This window comes from Sphingorhabdus sp. (genome assembly GCF_046292425.1).
GTDB lineage: Bacteria > Pseudomonadota > Alphaproteobacteria > Sphingomonadales > Sphingomonadaceae > Sphingorhabdus_B.
On record NZ_JBKBQV010000017.1, the window covers coordinates 13511 to 31661 of the forward strand.

The 18151-nt window shown below is 55.2% G+C and carries 15 protein-coding genes and 1 tRNA gene; 6 read left to right on the plus strand and 10 right to left on the minus strand.

The features are described 5' to 3' along the window. Window positions 1-110: 110 nt before the first annotated feature. Together ACK4S7_RS05390 and ACK4S7_RS05395 are read right to left on the minus strand one after the other, a co-directional pair. On the minus strand, window positions 111-614 hold the full coding sequence (locus ACK4S7_RS05390; RefSeq protein WP_409644989.1) for a ferritin-like domain-containing protein: 504 nt from the start codon (window positions 612-614) through the stop codon (window positions 111-113). 216 nt (window positions 615-830) lie between these two features. Then, window positions 831-1352, minus strand: coding sequence for a hypothetical protein (locus ACK4S7_RS05395; RefSeq protein ID WP_409644990.1), 522 nt, complete (start codon window positions 1350-1352; stop codon window positions 831-833). A 134-nt stretch (window positions 1353-1486) separates the two neighbouring features. Between ACK4S7_RS05395 and ACK4S7_RS05400 the strand changes: the two genes are divergently transcribed. From ACK4S7_RS05400 to ACK4S7_RS05425, 6 genes are all read left to right on the plus strand, one after another. After that, the gene (locus ACK4S7_RS05400; protein ID WP_409644991.1) at window positions 1487-2728 is read left to right on the plus strand and encodes a DUF1996 domain-containing protein; all 1242 of its coding nucleotides are present in this window, start codon (window positions 1487-1489) and stop codon (window positions 2726-2728) included. Window positions 2729-2888: 160 nt separating this feature from the next. Then, complete coding sequence (locus tag ACK4S7_RS05405; protein WP_409644992.1) at window positions 2889-5126, plus strand: autotransporter assembly complex protein TamA; 2238 nt, start codon at window positions 2889-2891, stop codon at window positions 5124-5126. Next, a complete protein-coding gene (locus tag ACK4S7_RS05410; RefSeq protein WP_409645028.1) occupies window positions 5126-9286 on the plus strand; it encodes a translocation/assembly module TamB domain-containing protein in 4161 nt (1386 codons plus the stop codon). The genes ACK4S7_RS05405 and ACK4S7_RS05410 overlap by 1 nt, the downstream gene beginning before the upstream one ends. Beyond that, window positions 9286-9471, plus strand: a complete 186-nt coding sequence (locus tag ACK4S7_RS05415; protein WP_409644993.1) for a hypothetical protein — start codon at window positions 9286-9288, stop codon at window positions 9469-9471. Before ACK4S7_RS05410 ends, ACK4S7_RS05415 begins: the two co-directional genes overlap by 1 nt. A gap of 61 nt (window positions 9472-9532) precedes the next feature. Beyond that, the gene (locus tag ACK4S7_RS05420; protein WP_409644994.1) at window positions 9533-10204 is read left to right on the plus strand and encodes a glutathione S-transferase family protein; all 672 of its coding nucleotides are present in this window, start codon (window positions 9533-9535) and stop codon (window positions 10202-10204) included. Between the two features lie 216 nt (window positions 10205-10420). Further along, entirely contained in the window at window positions 10421-11929 is a 1509-nt protein-coding gene (locus ACK4S7_RS05425) for a YifB family Mg chelatase-like AAA ATPase (protein ID WP_409644995.1), read from the plus strand. On the opposite strand, the gene ACK4S7_RS05430 is transcribed toward ACK4S7_RS05425, so the two are convergent. The 8 genes from ACK4S7_RS05430 to aroA all read right to left on the minus strand — a co-directional run bounded on the left by ACK4S7_RS05430 (window position 11926) and on the right by aroA (window position 18055). Beyond that, on the minus strand, window positions 11926-12177 hold the full coding sequence (locus ACK4S7_RS05430) for a DUF2061 domain-containing protein (RefSeq protein ID WP_409644997.1): 252 nt from the start codon (window positions 12175-12177) through the stop codon (window positions 11926-11928). The two genes, ACK4S7_RS05425 and ACK4S7_RS05430, sit on opposite strands and share 4 nt — an antisense overlap. A 10-nt stretch (window positions 12178-12187) precedes the next feature. Further along, window positions 12188-13078: a manganese catalase family protein gene (locus tag ACK4S7_RS05435; RefSeq protein WP_409644999.1), complete on the minus strand. Its 891-nt coding sequence runs from the start codon at window positions 13076-13078 to the stop codon at window positions 12188-12190. 160 nt (window positions 13079-13238) lie between these two features. Then, window positions 13239-13324 (minus strand) — tRNA-Leu (locus ACK4S7_RS05440). 57 nt (window positions 13325-13381) lie between these two features. Further along, complete coding sequence (locus tag ACK4S7_RS05445; RefSeq protein WP_409645000.1) at window positions 13382-13660, minus strand: integration host factor subunit beta; 279 nt, start codon at window positions 13658-13660, stop codon at window positions 13382-13384. A gap of 207 nt (window positions 13661-13867) precedes the next feature. Further along, window positions 13868-15574: a 30S ribosomal protein S1 gene (gene rpsA, locus ACK4S7_RS05450; RefSeq protein ID WP_409645002.1), complete on the minus strand. Its 1707-nt coding sequence runs from the start codon at window positions 15572-15574 to the stop codon at window positions 13868-13870. A 248-nt stretch (window positions 15575-15822) separates the two neighbouring features. Then, window positions 15823-16449, minus strand: a complete 627-nt coding sequence (locus ACK4S7_RS05455) for a (d)CMP kinase (RefSeq protein ID WP_409645004.1) — start codon at window positions 16447-16449, stop codon at window positions 15823-15825. Next, entirely contained in the window at window positions 16446-16724 is a 279-nt protein-coding gene (locus ACK4S7_RS05460) for a CBU_0592 family membrane protein (protein ID WP_409645006.1), read from the minus strand. The genes ACK4S7_RS05455 and ACK4S7_RS05460 overlap by 4 nt, the downstream gene beginning before the upstream one ends. Next, on the minus strand, window positions 16721-18055 hold the full coding sequence (gene aroA / locus ACK4S7_RS05465; RefSeq protein ID WP_409645029.1) for a 3-phosphoshikimate 1-carboxyvinyltransferase: 1335 nt from the start codon (window positions 18053-18055) through the stop codon (window positions 16721-16723). The genes ACK4S7_RS05460 and aroA overlap by 4 nt, the downstream gene beginning before the upstream one ends. Between the last annotated feature and the right edge of the window lie 96 nt (window positions 18056-18151).

Here is an 18151-nt window from a genome sequence, read left to right on the forward strand (position 1 = left end):
AAGCATTTTTTCGCAATCCAACACGAAATCAAACCCGTGGATTTATCCTCTCGGACAAACGCACGGGCATGATCGGTTGTAATTAAGGCCGTTTCCAGCCACGAGACGATTTATTCGTCCTTTGCATCGATGTTTACGGTCGTTTCGGCGAGCTTGGTCATATACTCATCTCCGCCGTAAATTTCCTTGGTCGCTTTATCCAAAGCTTTGACAGCATCTTTTAAACCCAAGGTACCTGCATAGGACGCGGCGGTACCGAATCCGGCGATGCCATAATGAGTCATCCGCTGATATTGAGCTATTATCACAGCATCGAGAACCGGCCCCTTTTTGGGCGCTTCTTCGGTGGTGTGCTTGACTGCTTCTGCAACCAACCCTTCCATACCCTTGCAATGTTCTTTTTTTACCTTCTCGCCCGATTTTTCAAGCAATGTTTTAAGTACTTCAGTGTGTTCAGCGATACCAGCTTGTGATTTTGCCAGCATGTCCTTCAGCTTTTGGTCGCTGACTTTCGATGCGATCTTCTTCAGAACTTTCGCCATTTGATCATTCGCGGACCAAAGGTCTTGCAATTCGCCAGTATAAAGATCGGTAAGATTTTCGGGGGCAGACACATTTATTCTCCTGATTACGTGGTGCGGTAAGCCGACACGATTCAAGAACGGGCGGTGGCGCGGGAAAGTTCCCCGGTTAGAACGACCTGAACTAAATGTTTCGATGTCAAGCGAGGGCCAGTCTGCTGCTTCAAACAGCAACCCAAAAATCATGCATGCCGGTGTAGATAGCTGAGAAGAACGGGCACCGGATTCCGGTCTCCATGGACCTATATGCTACTGGCTATCGGGACCGTAAACTTTTTCCTTCATCGACACGAGCTTGCGGTCGATTTCGGCCATCTTCGTGCTCAGCGATTTCCATTCCGAACGACGCAATGCCTTTTCGCCATGTTCGATTCGCAACCGCGATTGGGAATCCATGAGTATGTCCCTTGCGGTTATCAGATTGTCCCACTCTTCCTTGGCGCGATGGCGGGGATGTTTCGGCTTGTTTGCTTCGGCTAGGGCTTTCGCTTCAGCCGCGTCGCGATCAATGGCAAGGTCAACCGCTTCGCCTATCGTCTCCGGTGCCCTGCCGTGTGTGCTGATTAACGGCTGCCCGCAAAAATTGGCCGAGCTGATATGATGGCGCACTAAAAAACTTGCAAAGGCGGCTCGCTCATGTGGAAGCAGTTGGGCGCGGATAGCTGCAACAGCTTCCATATCGCGCAAGTCCACGTCAGTGAGCGCAATGTCCCTTGCCTGCGGCGCGCACCCTGCGAGTAGGCCGATGAACAGGAAAATCATTCGAGTCATTTGTCATCCTTGTCGCGATTTGGTTTAGGCAATCATAGTTAACAGATCATGACCATGGACCGCTGACGGGGCCTATACGCCGCTTTCGCTCAATTAACCCCGTTCGACGCATAACCGCACGCGGGAGGGTTGCGATGGCGATGGTTTTGCGCTTGACTGGTTGCATGGAAGGCGAAAACCCGCACAAAGGAAAATGGCGAGCCGTAGCGTGCCTGGCCACAGCGCTCTTCCTTTATCTGGCCGTGTCAAACCAAGGAGTGTCCGCTGAAAACTTAGCGACCGAGACGTTGGCCGCAGTCCAACCATCGCCCCCGCCCATGACGACGCTTGATGCCAAATACCTGCCCGATCCTATTGGCGCGCCATCGCTGGATGGTTTGGAGTCCATTCCGTCCAACTTTAATCGTGCCATGCAGCTATTGCCCGCTGCCGTCCCACCCTCGGCTGCGCCTGACGTGGTGGGTGCGTTCCGTTTTATCTGCCAGCCCTCGCATCTCAATTATGACGATCCGATCGCTTATCCCGGCATGATCGGGGGCAGTCCGCACCTTCACCAATGGTTTGGCAATACTCTCGCAAATGGGAAATCAACTTACAAAACACTCCGGACGGCCGGCGACAGCAGCTGCATGGGGCCGCTCAACCGATCGGCCTATTGGCAGCCTGCTATGATTGACCAAGACAATATGGTCGTGCAGCCGGACTATATCTCTATCTATTATAAGCGCCGTGCGAAATCAGACCCGCAATGCAGGATTATGGGAACGGCTTGCATTGGCATCCCGCGAGGGCTGCGCTTTATCTTCGGGTATGATATGAACCGGATGCACAAACCGCAGCCGGAAAACCAAAATTTCTCGTATAAATGTGTGACTCCAAAGTGGGCCGATAGGGGCGCGAAGGTTAAGCGGCTTGACCAGCTCGAATGTTTGCCGGGTGATAGCATCATGATCAATCTCGCTTCACCTGAATGCTGGGATGGCAAGAATCTCGACAGCGTAGATCATCGCAGCCATCTGGCAAATGCGGGCTACGGCAACACTGGCGTCTATAGATGTCCCATTACCCACCCGTATGTCATTCCGCAATTTACACTGGGCGCATCTTACACCGTGTTGCCTGATGACAATTTCAGGACATGGTATCTTTCCAGTGACCGGATGCCGGGAATGCTGCCCTTGCCAAACGGATCGACCTTTCATGCCGATTGGTACGGGGCGTGGGACAGTGAGACGCAGGCAACATGGGAGAGCAATTGCCTAGATAAACTGTTGAATTGCTCGGACGGGATTCTTGGCAATGGAACGATCATGCGGCGCCCTGCTGGCTTTGGTCTCAAGGCTGGACAACGCTTAAAGATACCTGTGCGGCCGTAATGTCCGCATGGCGCTTTGCCGCTTAAACCATAATGTCCGAGGGTCTTTTCCTCTGCCCAGAGTTCCTGTTTGCAACATTCGTCGTTGACATTATCGGATATTCCTAGCCGGAGACGGAACCTTTTTGCATAAGGCGGCGTTGGGGCCAAGGGATGTCCGTTTGATCCGATCAATTGCCTTTTTATATCTCGGTGCTGCAGCAACGCCTTTGCTTGCCCAAAATCCGATCGCCGTAATAGCACCCCCAACGCAGCCAGCGACAGAGAAGACGGATACGGTTGTGAACCCTGTCGGGTCGCGCACACCGATCATATCCGACCCCGAATTTGAAAAAGCAATTCCTTCGCTCGATGATGCGCCTTTGGAAAGCATCGAGAAATGGCAAGCCGATGAGGAAAGCCGTGAGGAAGGCGCTTCTGCAGCACAACAGGCAGCGCAGACCGCCAACGATCCCGCCATATTGGCCGTTCAAGATGGCGACGTGGTTGAACTGCTACCGGACCCCCCGGTCACGGACCCGCTGTTGGATGATCCCTTGCCACCCATCGAAAGCTTTGATGCAGAGCCGCCGCCTGAGCCAACGCAGCGCGCTGAGCGCGAAGCGCGTTCCGTTCGCTATGTTGTGCGTGTGGAAGGTCTGGATGCAACCAAAACGGCGGATGTGGCAAAAGATGCCGATGGAGTGCAAGTGGAAGCGGCGGCATGGCGTGACGTACTTGCCCGATTCGAGGACTTGTCATCGCTTGAGGAAGGTGATGGCCGCGCAGATAGCCGTGCAGAGGTTGCCCAACGCGCCCGCGCTGACCGCCAATTGTTGCTTGATATTTTGAACGGGCAGGGCTTTTTCGATGCTGACGTTCAGGTCAATTCCGAGCCTTCGACCACCGAGGATGGGGCAACGAACGTTATTCTGACGGTTGTTCCAGGGCGACGTTATTATCTGGGGGAAATTGCTTTTGCAGCCCCAGTCGTGCAGCCGGCTGACCTGATCACCAGCAATTTCGTCCCGAAGCCGGGGGACCCAATTGTCGCGGATATTATTTTGGCCGCTGAAGCGAATATCTCGGTCAAGTTGCCCCAGAACGGCTATCCTTTTGCCGCGGTAGGGCAGCGTGATATATTGCTTGATGGTGATAACGGGGTTGGCGACTATACTTTGCCAGTTGAGCCAGGCGCGCGCAGCTATTTTGGTCGATTGCGGACAGAGGGGACTACTCAGGCCTTTGATGCTGAGCATATTGCCACCTTGCGGCGTTTCAAGACCGGTGATTTATTCGATAGCCGCAAGGTCGACGATCTGCGCGCGGCGCTGATAGCAACGGGCTTGCTGTCGACCGTATCAGTTGAAGCTGTGCCCGGAGAGGGCGCTGCGCCAGACGGAACGCCTTATGCCGACTTGCTTGTCCGGCAGGAAGCCGCACCGCCCCGTACGTTAGCGGCAAGTGCAGGTTATGGCACTGGACAAGGCTTCCGGGCAGAGGGCAGTTGGACTCACCGGAACTTATTCCCGCCCGAAGGTTCATTGCGGGTCGCAGGGGTACTTGGCACCCAGGAACAGGCCGCCAGTATTGCCTTTGCCCGTGCCAATGCTGGCCGACGCGACCGAAATATAGAGATTTCGCTATCGGCTCTGCACAGCAATTATGATGCGTTCGAGGCGTATACGGGCAGGCTTGCAGCGATCATGGCCTTTGCCTCCACGCCGATTTGGCAGAAGAAATTCACGTGGTCCATTGGTGCCGAAATTCTGGCTACCTCTGAAAATGCATTTGTATTGGCCCGCGGTGTTCGCGACCGGCGGATATATTACGTGGCCGCTTTACCGGCCCAGCTGGGCTTTGACCAATCGAACGACCTGCTTGACCCTGTAAGAGGTTATCGCATCAACTTGCGCGTTTCGCCAGAAGCCAGTTTGGGAACAGGTAAACAGGTTTACGCCAGGGCTATTCTGGACGGATCCTATTATTATCCAGTGACCGACAGCATTGTCGTCGCCGCGCGGGCGCGCGTAGCTACCATATCAGGCATTTCACGCGATAACCTTGCGCCATCCCGTCGTTTTTATGGCGGTGGTGGTGGCTCAGTGCGTGGCTTTGGCTATCAACAGCTTGGACCAAAGGATCTAAACAACGATCCAATTGGTGGCCGCAGCCTCAACGAATTCGCGCTTGAAGGACGGTATCGCTTTGGCAATTTCGGTGTTGTCGGATTTGTGGATGCTGGACAGGCGTATGAATCGAGCATGCCTAAGTTCGACAACTGGCGTGTTGGCGTGGGCGTCGGTGGACGCTTTTACACCAATTTCGGTCCCATCCGGCTGGATCTTGCAACACCGTTGAACCGCCGACCAGGTGACTCACGTTTCAGCGTCTATGTGTCGATTGGGCAGGCATTTTGATGGTCTGGCGGCGGGTAGCCATTGGGGGTGCTGCCATCGTAGCGCTGTTGCTGGCGATATTGGTTGGCAGCTATGTGTGGCTCGACAGCCAGTCTGGCCGCAATTTCGTTGCACGTCAGATTGCCGCATTTGAACTGGAGAACGGCCTCAATATCCGCATTGGGAAGATTGAAGGTTCAATATATGGCGACGCGATATTGTCGGATGTGCGTTTCCGTGATCCCGAGGGTGAATTTGCACGCGCGCCTCAAATCCGGCTTGACTGGGACCCGCTATCCTATTTTCAGCGGGGCGTTGCCATTAATGCGTTGACGGCACGAGAACTCAATGTCTCGCGCTTGCCCGCCTTTCGTATGGTGCCTGACCGTGGTGATCCCCTGCTGCCCGACTTGGACATAAATATCGAAAGGTTGCAGGTAGACCGTATCGTTTTTGACAAAGCCATAACGGGTGAGGAACAGGTCGCCTCTTTGTCGGGGAAAGTGCAAATTGCAGATAGGCGTGCAATCATTGACGCGGCCGCAGGCAGCATGCGGGGTGACCGCATCGTTCTGCAACTGGACGCCGTGCCAGATGACAATCGCTTTGATGTTGACCTCAAACTTGATGCGCCGGCGAAGGGTTTGTTTACAGGGTTGGTCGGCAGCGAAGCTCCCATGACGGCCAATTTAAACGGGCGGGGCAGTTGGCGCAAATGGGACGGCATCCTGACCGCCCAGATGGCGTCAGAGAAAATTACAGATCTTGTGCTGACAGCGCGCGAAGGAACTTTTGGTGTGAAGGGCACTGCAGCACCTGCCGAATTGATGGCGGATGGCCTGCTGATGCGTGCGCTGTCGCCTGTCGCAAATTTGGATTTAGCTGCGACCTTTGACGAACGTGTTGCAAACATAAAAGGGACCGTCCGGTCTGCCGCCATTGAGTTAGACGCAGAAGGGCAGGCTGATTTGGGTGAAGGCCGTTTCGATGACTTTGCTCTGAATTTTCGCATCCTTCGCCCCGGCATTATCGGGTCTAATGTCAGCGGGACAAACATAAGGGGCAGGGCACTGCTGAATGGCGCTTTTGTTGGCCCTACCGTCGCCTATTCCGCCACAGCAAACCGGCTGGCTTTTGATGCCACGAAATTCGAAGACGTGACCCTGACCGGCGAAGCCCAAGGTAAAGCGGATCGCTTCGTAATACCCGTTAACGCCAAGGCGCGGCGGGTAACGGGCATTAACCAGATAGCCGGAGGATTGCTGACCAATGTCCGGTTGAACGGTGACATTGCAATCGCGGATGGACGTTTGCTGTCCGACAATTTGAAAATACGATCCGACCGGATAAACGCAACGGCCCTGCTGGTGGGTGACATTGACAAGGGTTTTTACACCACGGCCTTGAACGGGAAAGTCGACGGATTCCAGGTGAATTCCGTTGGACTATTCAACGTCGTTGCAGACGTCGATCTCGAAACCACACTTGGCCGTGGCTATGCGCTTGTAGGCACGATTAAGGCCCGCTCGACCCGCCTATTCAGTGAAGGTGTCAGGAATTTTCTCGGCGGACAGATGTTTATCAATGCCGGCATTCGCTATGGTACTAACGGTATTTTGCAAATTACCCGCGCTACGGTGGTATCTCCCTTGTTCCGGTTGAACAGCGGTAACGGCACATATGCAACCGAAGGCGGACGGGTTGTCTTCAATGGACGTGGCTATTCTAACCAATATGGGGCCATAATCGTTGGCATGACTGGCACATTTGACCGACCGGTCTATCGGATAACCGCAGCCAATCCCGGCTTTGGCGTAGGAATGTCCAATGTCGTCGGGGTTGTGACATTAAGCAGGCGTGGCTATGCCATCGCGGTCACGGGATCCACAGATTATGGACCGATCAGCGGCGACATTGATGTGCTGTCGGGTAAAGGCCCGCTCACAATTGACATTGTGCGCGGCGATTTTGCAGGCATTGGTATCACCGGCCGCATCCGGCAGGCAGACTCCGGTACCTTTGTCGGCACATTAACTGGCGCCGGTTCTGGCTTTGATGGTACCATTGCACTGTCGGCGCAAGGAAAGTTCCAGCGCGCTGTTGTTGACGCGGTTGCGTTGAATGCAGCGCTCTCTGGCACTCAAAAACTCGCTATTGGACGGGGTATCATAAATGCGGACATAACCTTGTTCGATAGCCCGCAAATCATTGCCGATGTGCAAGTAGAAAATGCGGTGGTGAATGACATCTCGCTTGCCGCCGCGCGGGCTAAGGTAAATTATCGTGCCGGATCTGGAAGTGCGCAGGTCCTCGCAGAAGGCCGAAGCCAAGTTCCATTCCGTGTAGCAGGTAATGCCGATTTTACGCCAAAGCTATGGCGGGTCGCGGTGACGGGACGCGCCAACAGCGTCAATTTCGCGACCGACGGTCCAATTCGCATCATTCCTCGTCGCAGCAGCTATGACATTTTGCCCAGCACGATTAATGTTGCGGACGGCACCATTCGGTTGGCGGGCACCTATGGCCAAACCCTCACCCTCCAGTCGCGGCTGGACAAAGTGGACGTGGCTGTCCTTAATCCGTTCTTGCCTGGCCTTGGTATCGGCGGGCGGGCAACGGGCAGCTTTGACTGGTCGCAGGCGTCATTATCCGCTTTCCCAAATGCTGATGCGCGGCTTGAGATCAGCCGGTTCGTCCGGACGAATTTGGGGTCGCGGTCGCAGCCTGTTGATATCAGTCTGGTCGGACGGCTGTTGCCTAGCGGCGGCAACGCTCGGGCCATTATCCGCCGACGCGGCGCGGCCGTTGGTCGGCTTCAAGTTGATCTGACGCCGTTGCCCCCTGGTACCGGGAGTTGGACCCAAAGATTGTTCGCTGCACCATTATCCGGTGGTATCCGTTATAATGGGCCAGCTGATACACTGTTCTCGTTGGCGGCGCTGGCTGACCAGAGTCTCACGGGTAACATCGGAGTGGCGGCTGACTTTTCCGGTCGTGTACAAAGCCCGCAGCTAACGGGCGTCGTGCGTGCGAATGACCTAATTTATGAAAACGATGCGTATGGCACGCGGCTGACCCAGTTGCGCGTGCGCGGCGTTTTCACCAATGACCAATTGGAAGTCACCGAACTGAGCGCGCAGGCTGGCGACGGAACAGTGACCGGACGGGGCATCGTCAATTTAAGTGCTGAAAAGGGCTTCCCTGTACAGCTTAACCTCGATCTTGACCGGGCACGAGTCGCGCGCAGCGAGTTGATTTCGACCACAGCAACAGGGCAGATAAGCGTCACCAACGCGCCGGATGGCGCGCCGCTGATAACCGGCACCTTGCGGTTGCCGGAAACGCGATTTAAAATTATCCGCCAAGGCGCAGCCAAGGTCGCCACGCTGACGGGCGTTCGACGCAAAGCACCCGTCGGTCGCGCACGAGTGTCGGGGGACGCCGATGCAATCCGAAGCCTGCCAAGCAACTGGAAACTCGATATTCGGCTTGAGGCACCCGACGAATTATATGTCAGCGGCATGGGGCTTGAATCCGAATGGGGCGCAAATTTGCGCGTAACCGGTACGAGCGATGCACCGCTGATTTCCGGGGATATGGAATTGGTTCGCGGCACTCTTGGCTTTGCCGGCCGTTCATTTGAGCTGGAAAGTGGACGTATTTCCTTCAATGGCGGTCCAGCGAGCAACCCATCGATCCGCGTCGCTGCGGCAAGCGAAGTTGATGGAACGACAGTTCGTGTCAATATTCGAGGCACAGGCCAGAATCCCGATATCAGCTTCAGTTCAACCCCCGCCTTGCCACAGGATGAAATCATGGCGCGTATTTTGTTTGGTAACTCGATCGGTGAATTGTCGGCTATCCAGGCGATTCAACTGGCTGGGTCGTTGAACAGTTTGCGCGGCGGAGCAGGAGGGCTTAATCCACTGGGCGTGCTGCAGTCTGCCACTGGTCTTGACCGTTTACGCATCTTGGGTGCCGATGAAAAAACCGGCCGCGACATGGCTGTTGCGTTTGGCCAATATATTACCAACGACGTCTATGTCGAAATTGTCACCGACGCACGGGGCTACACAGCAACGCAGTTGGAAATCAGCCTCACACCCGCGCTTTCGGTGCTCAGCCAGATTGGCAGCGGTGGCACATCAAATGTCAATGTCCGATATAAAAAGGACTATTGATGCGGAGTCCCCTTGTCACATGTGGGTTGATGCTGCCCCTCTTGCTCATGGCTGGCTGTGGGCAGGATTTTGACTCGCAATATGCCGAGACCGAGCGAAAGGTGAAGGCCGCCGAGGCCAAGATTGACGCCGAAATGGCAAAAGAAGCAAGGCGCGAACCGGGTGAAAATATTAAATCAAAGTAATGCCAGTGCTTTTTGGGATCGCCCCCTTCACATTGTGCTTAAGCGGTCCTAACAGACACGCATGTGGCATCTCCATCAATATCCGCTCTGTCCCTTTTCGCGCAAGGTGCGTCTCTTATTAGGGGAAAAAGGCGTACCCTATAGCCTTGTGCGCGAGAATCCGTGGGAGCAGCGAGACGAATTTCTGCAAATGAACCCGGCAGGGCGCACGCCAGTAATGCGGGATTCGGAACGCAATATTACGTTGTCGGATTCGGTCGCCATCTCCGAATATATTGACGAAACCGTTGCCACAAACCCGATGATCAGTGGCACCGCGCAGTATCGCGCTGAAATCCGCAGGCTGGTTTCGTGGTTTGATGAACAGTTTTATGGTGATGTGACTCAACCGCTTTTGCATGAACGAATGAAGAAACGGCTTATCGATCGCCAGCCGCCCGAATCAAAAGTTTTGCGCGAGGCAATGAAACTTGCGAACGGGCATCTTGATTATATTGACTATCTGATCGACCACCGCGCGTGGTTGGCGGGTTCCACGATGACAATGGCTGATCTCGCGGCAGCTGCGCAAATTTCTGTTGCAGATTATCTCGGCGGCATCGATTGGAATGGGCATGAACAGACCAAAGCATGGTATGCCATGTTCAAGTCGCGCCCCAGTTTCCGGCCATTATTGTCCGAACGGATGGAAGTGATCACACCACCAAAGCACTACGAGCAAGTGGATTTCTAAGCCACTGCGATTGCTGAATTTTGGGTGTAAGATGACCCATTTTGGTTATAGATTTTTCCGATTTGGATATACTAACCTTTAGTATACGAACCGACAGCGGTTGCTTTTTGTCGAGTTCAAAAGGCAAGAAGAGGTCGTCGATCTCTGGACCGGTCGGCCGGACCTCCGCTGTAACGTCATCCCAGCGCAGCGGAGGTCCAAATTTGGGGACACAATATGGTGTCGATTGTTTCCACAGTCGCATATCTCGGCTTGGAGGCACGCAGCGTAGAAGTTCAATGTCAGGTCGCCCCTGGAATGGTTGGCTTCGCCGTTGTGGGCCTGCCAGACAAGGCTGTCGCAGAAAGCCGCGAACGTGTGAGGGCTGCCATCTCGGCGCTTGGTCTTGCGCTGCCCCCCAAACGGATCACAATAAACCTATCGCCGGCTGACCTGCCGAAAGAAGGGTCGCATTATGATCTGCCTATTGCGCTGGCTTTGCTGGGAGCGATGGGTCTCGTTGATGCAGAGGCGCTGGCCCAGTTTGTAGTCGTCGGTGAATTAGGGCTGGATGGCCGCGTGGCAGCATCTCCGGGTGTACTGCTGGCAGCGCTTCATGCCTCTTCTCGAGATCTCGGTTTAATATGTCCGGCGGCGCAAGGATCGGAAGCTGCGTGGGCAGGCGAAATAGAAGTTGTTGCTGCACCCGACTTGCTTGCTTTGCTGAATCATTTGAAGGGGCAGTCACTGCTCCGCGCGCCAGAACCGGGTACCGTCGAAGCGCGGCAAGTTGGCCCTGATTTGAAGATGGTCAAAGGGCAGGAGACCGCCAAGCGTGCTTTGGAGATTGCGGCTGCCGGCGGCCACAATTTGGCAATGGTTGGTCCGCCAGGCGCAGGCAAGTCGCTACTTGCGGCATGCATGCCGGGCATCTTGCCCGAGTTGTCACCCGCGGAAGCATTAGAAGTGTCAATGATTGCATCGGTCGCCGGGTCGTTGGAAGGGGGGCGACTTTTGCGAACCCGCCCATTTCGCGCGCCTCATCATAGTGCATCAATGCCAGCTTTGGTTGGCGGTGGTCTGCGTATCCGCCCAGGTGAAGTGAGCCTTGCCCATTTGGGCGTCCTCTTCCTGGATGAATTGCCCGAGTTCCAGCGTGGCGTTCTGGATAGCTTGCGGCAGCCGCTCGAAACAGGTGAAGTCAGTATTGCGCGCGCGAACAGCCATGTGACTTTCCCCGCAAACGTTCAGCTGGTCGCGGCAATGAACCCGTGCCGATGTGGATATCTTGGCGACGCCGCGCTTGCCTGCAGCCGGGCTCCCCGTTGTGCGGCGGACTATCAGGCAAAGATTTCTGGACCATTGCTTGACCGCATCGATCTCCATGTCGAAGTGCAAGCAGTGAGTGCGGCGGACCTTGTACTGCCGCCACCTACGGAAGGATCGGCTGAAGTGGCGGCACGTGTGCACGCGGCGCGGAATCGCCAACGTGAGCGGCTGCAAGGCACTGGCTTGCGCACCAACGCTGACCTGGACGGAGAGACACTAGTGGCATTCGCGAACCCCGATGCTGCAGGACAAAAGTTGCTTTCACAAGCAGCCGAGGCGATGCGATTATCAGCGCGCGGGTATACCCGTATATTGCGCGTGGCGCGCACCATAGCTGATTTGGCGCACGCCACGGACATTGGTCGTATCCACATTGCTGAGGCGCTCAGCTATCGCCGACAAGCGCCTCGCAATTAGACAGTTTCGACAGCATTGTGCGCAGACTGGTGTGCTTGCGAACTTTCGCGTTTTCGCCAGTAACGATCGTGCAACGTAAAAGCGAATGTTTGAACAAAGGGCTCCAAAATCCCAATCGCCAACGCCTTACGCCAGTCAAGCGTAAGCGCGTAGGCGACTGCAATTGCGACCAGCAAGTGCATGACCGCATAGGAAGCCGTTTTTAGGCTTAAGAGGTCCGAACGAAAGCCATGACTGCACGAATCCATGTCAATTCCTTCAACCCAGTTCGGTTGTGCGCCCTGCGCCTGGGCCAGCGCCCAAATCCGCACCAGTGATCGGATCGCCGGACGTAGCGGATTGCGTTCGCAATATAAGCGCCTCGGCAAGCTCTTCATCATCTGCGTCCATGGCAACCGTAGCAGTACCCGGACCACCATCCAGCGCCGGAGTTGGGCCATCATCCCGATCCCAATTAGGCCCGCTATTCCACGGCCCGTCAACGTCACCTATGCCTTGCGAGCTGTTCACATAGAGGCTGGCATACTCCTCCATACCGGGCAGCTTGCCCGAGGGGAAATTTTCGTCAATTGCATAAAGCGCTTTTTCAAAAGACTTTTGATGCGCGATTTCGCGTGTCATCAGAAACCCGAGTGCTTCTTTGATGCCCGGATCATCCGTGATGTTGATCAGCCGCTCATACACGATTTTCGCGCGCGCTTCGGCAGCAATATTTGAGCGTAAGTCCACCGTTGGCTCTGAACGAGAGTCTACATATGCAGCGGTCCATGGTACGCCAGCGGAATCTATCAACGCTGGACCGCAGCCGAATAACAGCGCTTCTTTTGCACTGGTGCCGCTTTGCCCGACCATTGCGTATAATTCCGCCTCGTCAGCTTGGGCTTCGGACAATTGCGCCTTCGCGCCTTTATTGAGCATTGCAACGATTGACCCAATCACTTCGAGGTGGCTGAGTTCTTCAGTCGCAATGTCCAGAAGCATATCTTTGCGACCGGCGTCATCTTCGCCCAGTCCCTGGGTGAAATAGCGCATCGCGGCAGCTAGTTCGCCGTCTGCACCGCCGAACTGCTCAAGCAACATGCAGGCTAGCTTGGGATTTGGTTCGGATACTCTGACTGTATATTGCAGTCGCTTGTTGTGCATAAACATGACGCTCTCCTGATGATTATAGGAAAGCAACAAAGGCGAATTAAAAAAGGTTCGTCCAAAGTTCCACGCCGCGCGCATTTGCGACGAATGGAACGATACGCACATATGCGGTGAATATCGCTGGCCAATAAGTGGCCGAATTATAATCTAAGCGGATAAATGGTGCGGATGGCGGGACTCGAACCCGCACGCCCTTACGGACAACAGATTTTAAGTCTGTAGCGTCTACCATTCCGCCACATCCGCTTGGCCACGCGCAGACAGCATTCTGCGCGCGTGGTCAAGTGACTTCGCACAAACTGCCTACTTGTTCAGGCGTTCGCGGACTTCTTTACCTGGTTTGAAATAAGGTACCCGCTTAGAGGGTACATCAACCGATGCCCCCGTACGTGGGTTGCGGCCCTTGCGCGGGCTTCGGTCACGCGTGGAAAATGCGCCAAAGCCCCGCAACTCAACACGCCCTCCATCGGCAAGCCGTTGTATTATTTGGTTAAAAAACAGATCGACAATTTTTTCAATCTCATCTGTTTTTAGCTCCGGGTTTTCGGCTTCCAGTTTTTTGATCAACTCGGAACGGATCATATTGTGTCCTTCTTTTTAGTGCGACCTTCAAGGCGCGTCGCGATTATCAAATGCGAACTGGTAATAATACAACCAAATTGGCAGAAATTTTTCATAATTACAACGGTCTTGGACATAATCCGGGTCGGAAGGCATTAAAAAACCCGCTCCTTACGCAAGGAGCGGGTTCTGTTTCCCGAATTTTCGGGTGATGTGATCAGCGGAAGATTACTTCTTCACGCCCTTAAGTGCTTCACCGAGGATGTCGCCAAGCGATGCGCCGGAGTCCGACGAACCATATTGCTCAACAGCCTGCTTTTCTTCAGCCAGCTGAAGCGCCTTGACCGAGAAGTTCGGCTTTTTCGAACGGTCGAAACCGGTGATCATTGCGTCGAACTTCTGGCCAACCTGGAAGCGGTCCGGACGTTGCTCGTCACGGTCACGGCCAAGGTCAGCGCGCTTGATGAAGCCAGTCGCGCCATCTTCGCCAGCTTGCACTTCAAGTCCGCCATCGCGTACTTCAAGGACAGTCACAGTGGTCGTTGCACCCTTCTTCAGGCCGCTTGCCGAAGCAGCGCCGGCTGCCGACGGGGCACCCTTTTCAAGCTGCTTGATACCAAGCGAGATGCGCTCTTTCTCGGCGTCGATGTCAAGAACGATTGCCTTGACGGTTTCGCCCTTGCGGTGAAGGTGCAGTGCTTCTTCGCCTGTGATACCCCATGCGATGTCTGACATGTGAACCATGCCGTCCACGTCGCCGTCGAGGCCAATGAACAGACCGAATTCGGTCGCATTCTTGACTTCGCCTTCTACGGTCGAGCCCACTGGGAACTTCTCAGCGAATGATGCCCATGGATTGTCGTGCGCTTGCTTGAGGCCAAGCGAAATGCGGCGCTTTTCCATGTCGATGTCGAGAACGACAACGTCGACTTCTTGTGAGGTCGAAACGATCTTGCCCGGGTGAACGTTCTTCTTTGTCCATGACATTTCGGATACGTGGACCAAACCTTCGATACCGGCTTCGAGTTCGATGAACGCGCCATATTCGGTAATGTTCGTGACCGAACCCTTAAGCTTGGTGCCGACTGGGTATTTGGCAACCGCAGCATCCCAAGGATCGCTTTCCAGTTGCTTCATGCCAAGGCTGATGCGCTGTGTGTCCTTGTTGATACGAACGATCTGAACCTTGACGGTGTCACCAATGTTGATGACTTCGCTTGGGTGGTTGATACGCTTGTAGCTGATGTCGGTGACGTGCAGCAGGCCATCGATGCCGCCGAGGTCAACGAACGCACCATAATCGGTGATGTTCTTGACGACGCCGTCAATGATCTGACCTTCTGCGAGGTTCTGGATAAGGCCAGTGCGCTGTTCTGCGCGTGTTTCTTCCAGAATGGCGCGACGCGAAACAACGATGTTGCCACGCTTGCGGTCCATCTTGAGGATGACGAAAGGCTGCGCGATATCCATAAGTGGGCCAACGTCGCGTACTGGACGTACATCGACTTGCGAACCGGGAAGGAACGCTACTGCGCCGCCGAGGTCAACGGTGAAGCCGCCCTTAACGCGGCCAAAGATAACGCCATCGACGCGGTTGCCAGCGTCAAATTCGCCTTCAAGCACATCCCAAGCTGCTTCGCGACGGGCGCGATCACGGCTGAGCATGGCTTCGCCATTCATGTTTTCTACGCGATCAACGAAGACTTCGACTTCGTCGCCGACCTTCAGGTCGGCTTTCTGGCCGGGCATAGCGAATTCACGCAGTGCCACGCGGCCTTCGGATTTGAGACCCACATCGATGACAGCATGGTCATTATCGATTGCGGTTACGGTGCCTTTAACGACGCGGCCTTCAAAGCCACCGTCTGCGCCGCCAAGTGATTCGTCGAGAAGTGCCGCGAAATCGTCGCGGGTCGGGTTTGGCGAAGTTGCCATAGGTTAGAGTTTCCTTGCGTACTTTTTGTCCGGCCAGTCGGTTGGTTCCGACGGTCTTTGACCAGAGTTGCCCTGCTGCCCGAATAGCAGCAAAGCGTTCTTTTTAAGAGGGTTGCAGAAGCAAGCACCCGTCATGCTGAACGTATTTCAGCATCCATCGTGCCAAACGGACCAAAGGGTACAGAGGCGAAATGGACCCTGAAACGAGTTCAGGGTGACAGCGTTCTCAATCTGGAACGCCCCGCCCCTCAATGCGTGCGGAGTCGCGACTCCACCAGCGATATCGCGGCTTGAACGGCGTCGCCTATAGTCAAATCGCCGGTATCAAGCAATAGCGCGTCTTCGGCGGGTTTAAGCGGGGCATCGGCACGCCCCATGTCTCGTTCGTCACGTAAGCGAATGTCACTGAGGATATTTGCAAAATCAACGTTCATACCCTGCCGCCGCATTTCGTCGTGGCGGCGTTGTGCACGGATTTCAGCCGGAGCCGTCACGAATAGCTTCACATTGGCATGCGGAGCTATAACGGTTCCGATATCGCGCCCGTCGAGCAGCGCGCCGCCAGGCTGATTGGCAAAGTCGACCTGCCGCTTATTCAGCGCCGCGCGCACTTCAGGGTGGATGGATACGCGGCTTGCGAGACCGCCAACTTCCTCTGTCCGCAAAATGGGGTCATTGAGCAGGCTGTCCGGAAAGTCGCAACCGGCCAGTGCGTCCGCGGCATCGTCGGCATTGCCCTGCCTTAATTGCACCTGTCGACCAACCGCGCGGTACAGCAGGCCAGTATCCAGAAAGGGCAGGCTGTAATGCGCCGCCAACGCCTTTGCCAACGTGCCCTTGCCTGATGCAGTTGGCCCGTCAACTGCGATGATCATTTGGGTGCATCCCTATCCGCACGGCGATTTACCAGTGCCTTGGAAATGCCGAAGAGCGCAATCGCCATCCAGACAATTTCCAGTACCATCGTCGGCAGATTGAAATTCACTGTCAGCGATATTGTCAGCAAGGCCGCACCAATGAAATTTGCAATATTGAACCATAATGCGTTCATCTGCGTGGTCAAATTGCTGTAGGCAAACGCGGCCACAATGAAAAAGCTGCCAGCAAACCCAATCAAATCAGCGGCGAAGGGTGATAAATATTCGGTCAATTCTGAACCTGCAGGTTTTTGAGGATAGCTTCAAAGGTCGGGAAGCTTGTCGCAATGGGTGAAACGTCGTCGACGGTGACTGTTTTGTAACAATGCTGGCCTGCTACAGCGAAGCTCATCGCAATGCGGTGATCCAAAGCACTTGTCACAGTTGCCCTACCTTCAAGAGGTTCGCCGCCAGTGCCTTCGATAGTTAGGCCATCCTCACGTTCTTCGACTATTGCGCCAATAGCCGTCAAGCCAGTCGCCATAAGTGCAAGCCTGTCGGACTCCTTCACGCGCAGTTCGTCCAGACCGCTTGTTATTGTCCGGCCTTGCGCCATGCTTGCCGCGACAAAGAACACAGGAAATTCGTCAATCATGCTTGGCGCAACATCGGGCGTCACTTCTATTCCACGCAAGGGCGAATGCCGCGCGGTGATGTCTGCCACCGGCTCACCGCCTACTTCGCGTCGGTTGGAATAGGTCAGGTCTGCACCCATGGCCTCCAGCATTTTATAAATGCCAGTGCGCGTCGGGTTCATGCCGACATGCGTGACCGTCACTTCACTGCCCGGTGTGATCAATGCGGCGACGATAAAGAACGCCGCTGATGATGGATCGCCGGGGACCTCAATCTGTTGCGGTTTCAGTTCTGCCTCGCCCATCAACCGGATATAGCGCGTGCCATCAGCATTCACGTCGACGGTCAATTCTGCACCAAACCCGCGCAGCATGCGCTCGCTGTGGTCGCGGGTGGGCACTGGCTCGATGACTTCCGTAATGCCCGCGATGTTCAACCCGGCCAGCAGGACCGCGCTTTTCACCTGCGCTGAGGCGACCGGCAACCTATAGCTGATCGGAACGGCGGGCACCAATCCGCGCACCATCAGTGGCAGCATACCGCCGGGGCTAGCGGTAAATTCTGCACCCATTTGGCTGAGCGGGTCGATGACGCGGCCCATGGGACGTTTGGACAGGCTTGCATCGCCAACGAAGGTCGCCGTCAACCTGTGGCTTGCAACCAGCCCCATCAACAGCCGAGTCGACGTTCCGCTATTGCCCATATCAAGCGCGCCAGATGGTTGCATCAGGCCACCGACACCAACGCCATGTACGATCCAGCTTCCTTCGCCAGTGCGCTCGATATGGGCGCCCATGGCCCGCATGGCAGCTGCAGTTGCCAGCACATCTTCGCCTTCCAGTAAGCCAGAAATCCGGCTTTCTCCAACCGCAAGCGCGCTCAACATAAGGGCGCGATGTGAAATAGATTTGTCGCCGGGAACCCTGACGGTGCCGCGTAACGGCCCGCGGGGTTGGAAATTGCCGGATCGAGGTTGGTCGCTGTACATGACGTTTTGCGCTTTGCGGATGATGGGCGACCAAGTCAACGACCACAGTAATTTTTGACAGCGGCGCGTCGCTGTGGCAAAGGCCGCGCCAATTGA

Excerpts from the sequence above, each read along its gene's own strand:
- aroA (WP_409645029.1), bottom strand. The coding sequence starts at position 18,055 with ATGTACAGCGACCAACCTCGATCCGGCAATTTCCAACCCCGCGGGCCG.
- rpsA (WP_409645002.1), bottom strand. The coding sequence starts at position 15,574 with ATGGCAACTTCGCCAAACCCGACCCGCGACGATTTCGCGGCACTTCTC.
- ACK4S7_RS05435 (WP_409644999.1), bottom strand. The coding sequence starts at position 13,078 with ATGTTTATGCACAACAAGCGACTGCAATATACAGTCAGAGTATCCGAA.
- ACK4S7_RS05425 (WP_409644995.1), top strand. The coding sequence starts at position 10,421 with ATGGTGTCGATTGTTTCCACAGTCGCATATCTCGGCTTGGAGGCACGC.
- ACK4S7_RS05455 (WP_409645004.1), bottom strand. The coding sequence starts at position 16,449 with ATGATCATCGCAGTTGACGGGCCAACTGCATCAGGCAAGGGCACGTTG.
- ACK4S7_RS05400 (WP_409644991.1), top strand. The coding sequence starts at position 1,487 with ATGGCGATGGTTTTGCGCTTGACTGGTTGCATGGAAGGCGAAAACCCG.
- ACK4S7_RS05445 (WP_409645000.1), bottom strand. The coding sequence starts at position 13,660 with ATGATCCGTTCCGAGTTGATCAAAAAACTGGAAGCCGAAAACCCGGAG.
- ACK4S7_RS05395 (WP_409644990.1), bottom strand. The coding sequence starts at position 1,352 with ATGACTCGAATGATTTTCCTGTTCATCGGCCTACTCGCAGGGTGCGCG.
- ACK4S7_RS05410 (WP_409645028.1), top strand. The coding sequence starts at position 5,126 with ATGGTCTGGCGGCGGGTAGCCATTGGGGGTGCTGCCATCGTAGCGCTG.
- ACK4S7_RS05415 (WP_409644993.1), top strand. The coding sequence starts at position 9,286 with ATGCGGAGTCCCCTTGTCACATGTGGGTTGATGCTGCCCCTCTTGCTC.
- ACK4S7_RS05420 (WP_409644994.1), top strand. The coding sequence starts at position 9,533 with ATGTGGCATCTCCATCAATATCCGCTCTGTCCCTTTTCGCGCAAGGTG.
- ACK4S7_RS05430 (WP_409644997.1), bottom strand. The coding sequence starts at position 12,177 with ATGGATTCGTGCAGTCATGGCTTTCGTTCGGACCTCTTAAGCCTAAAA.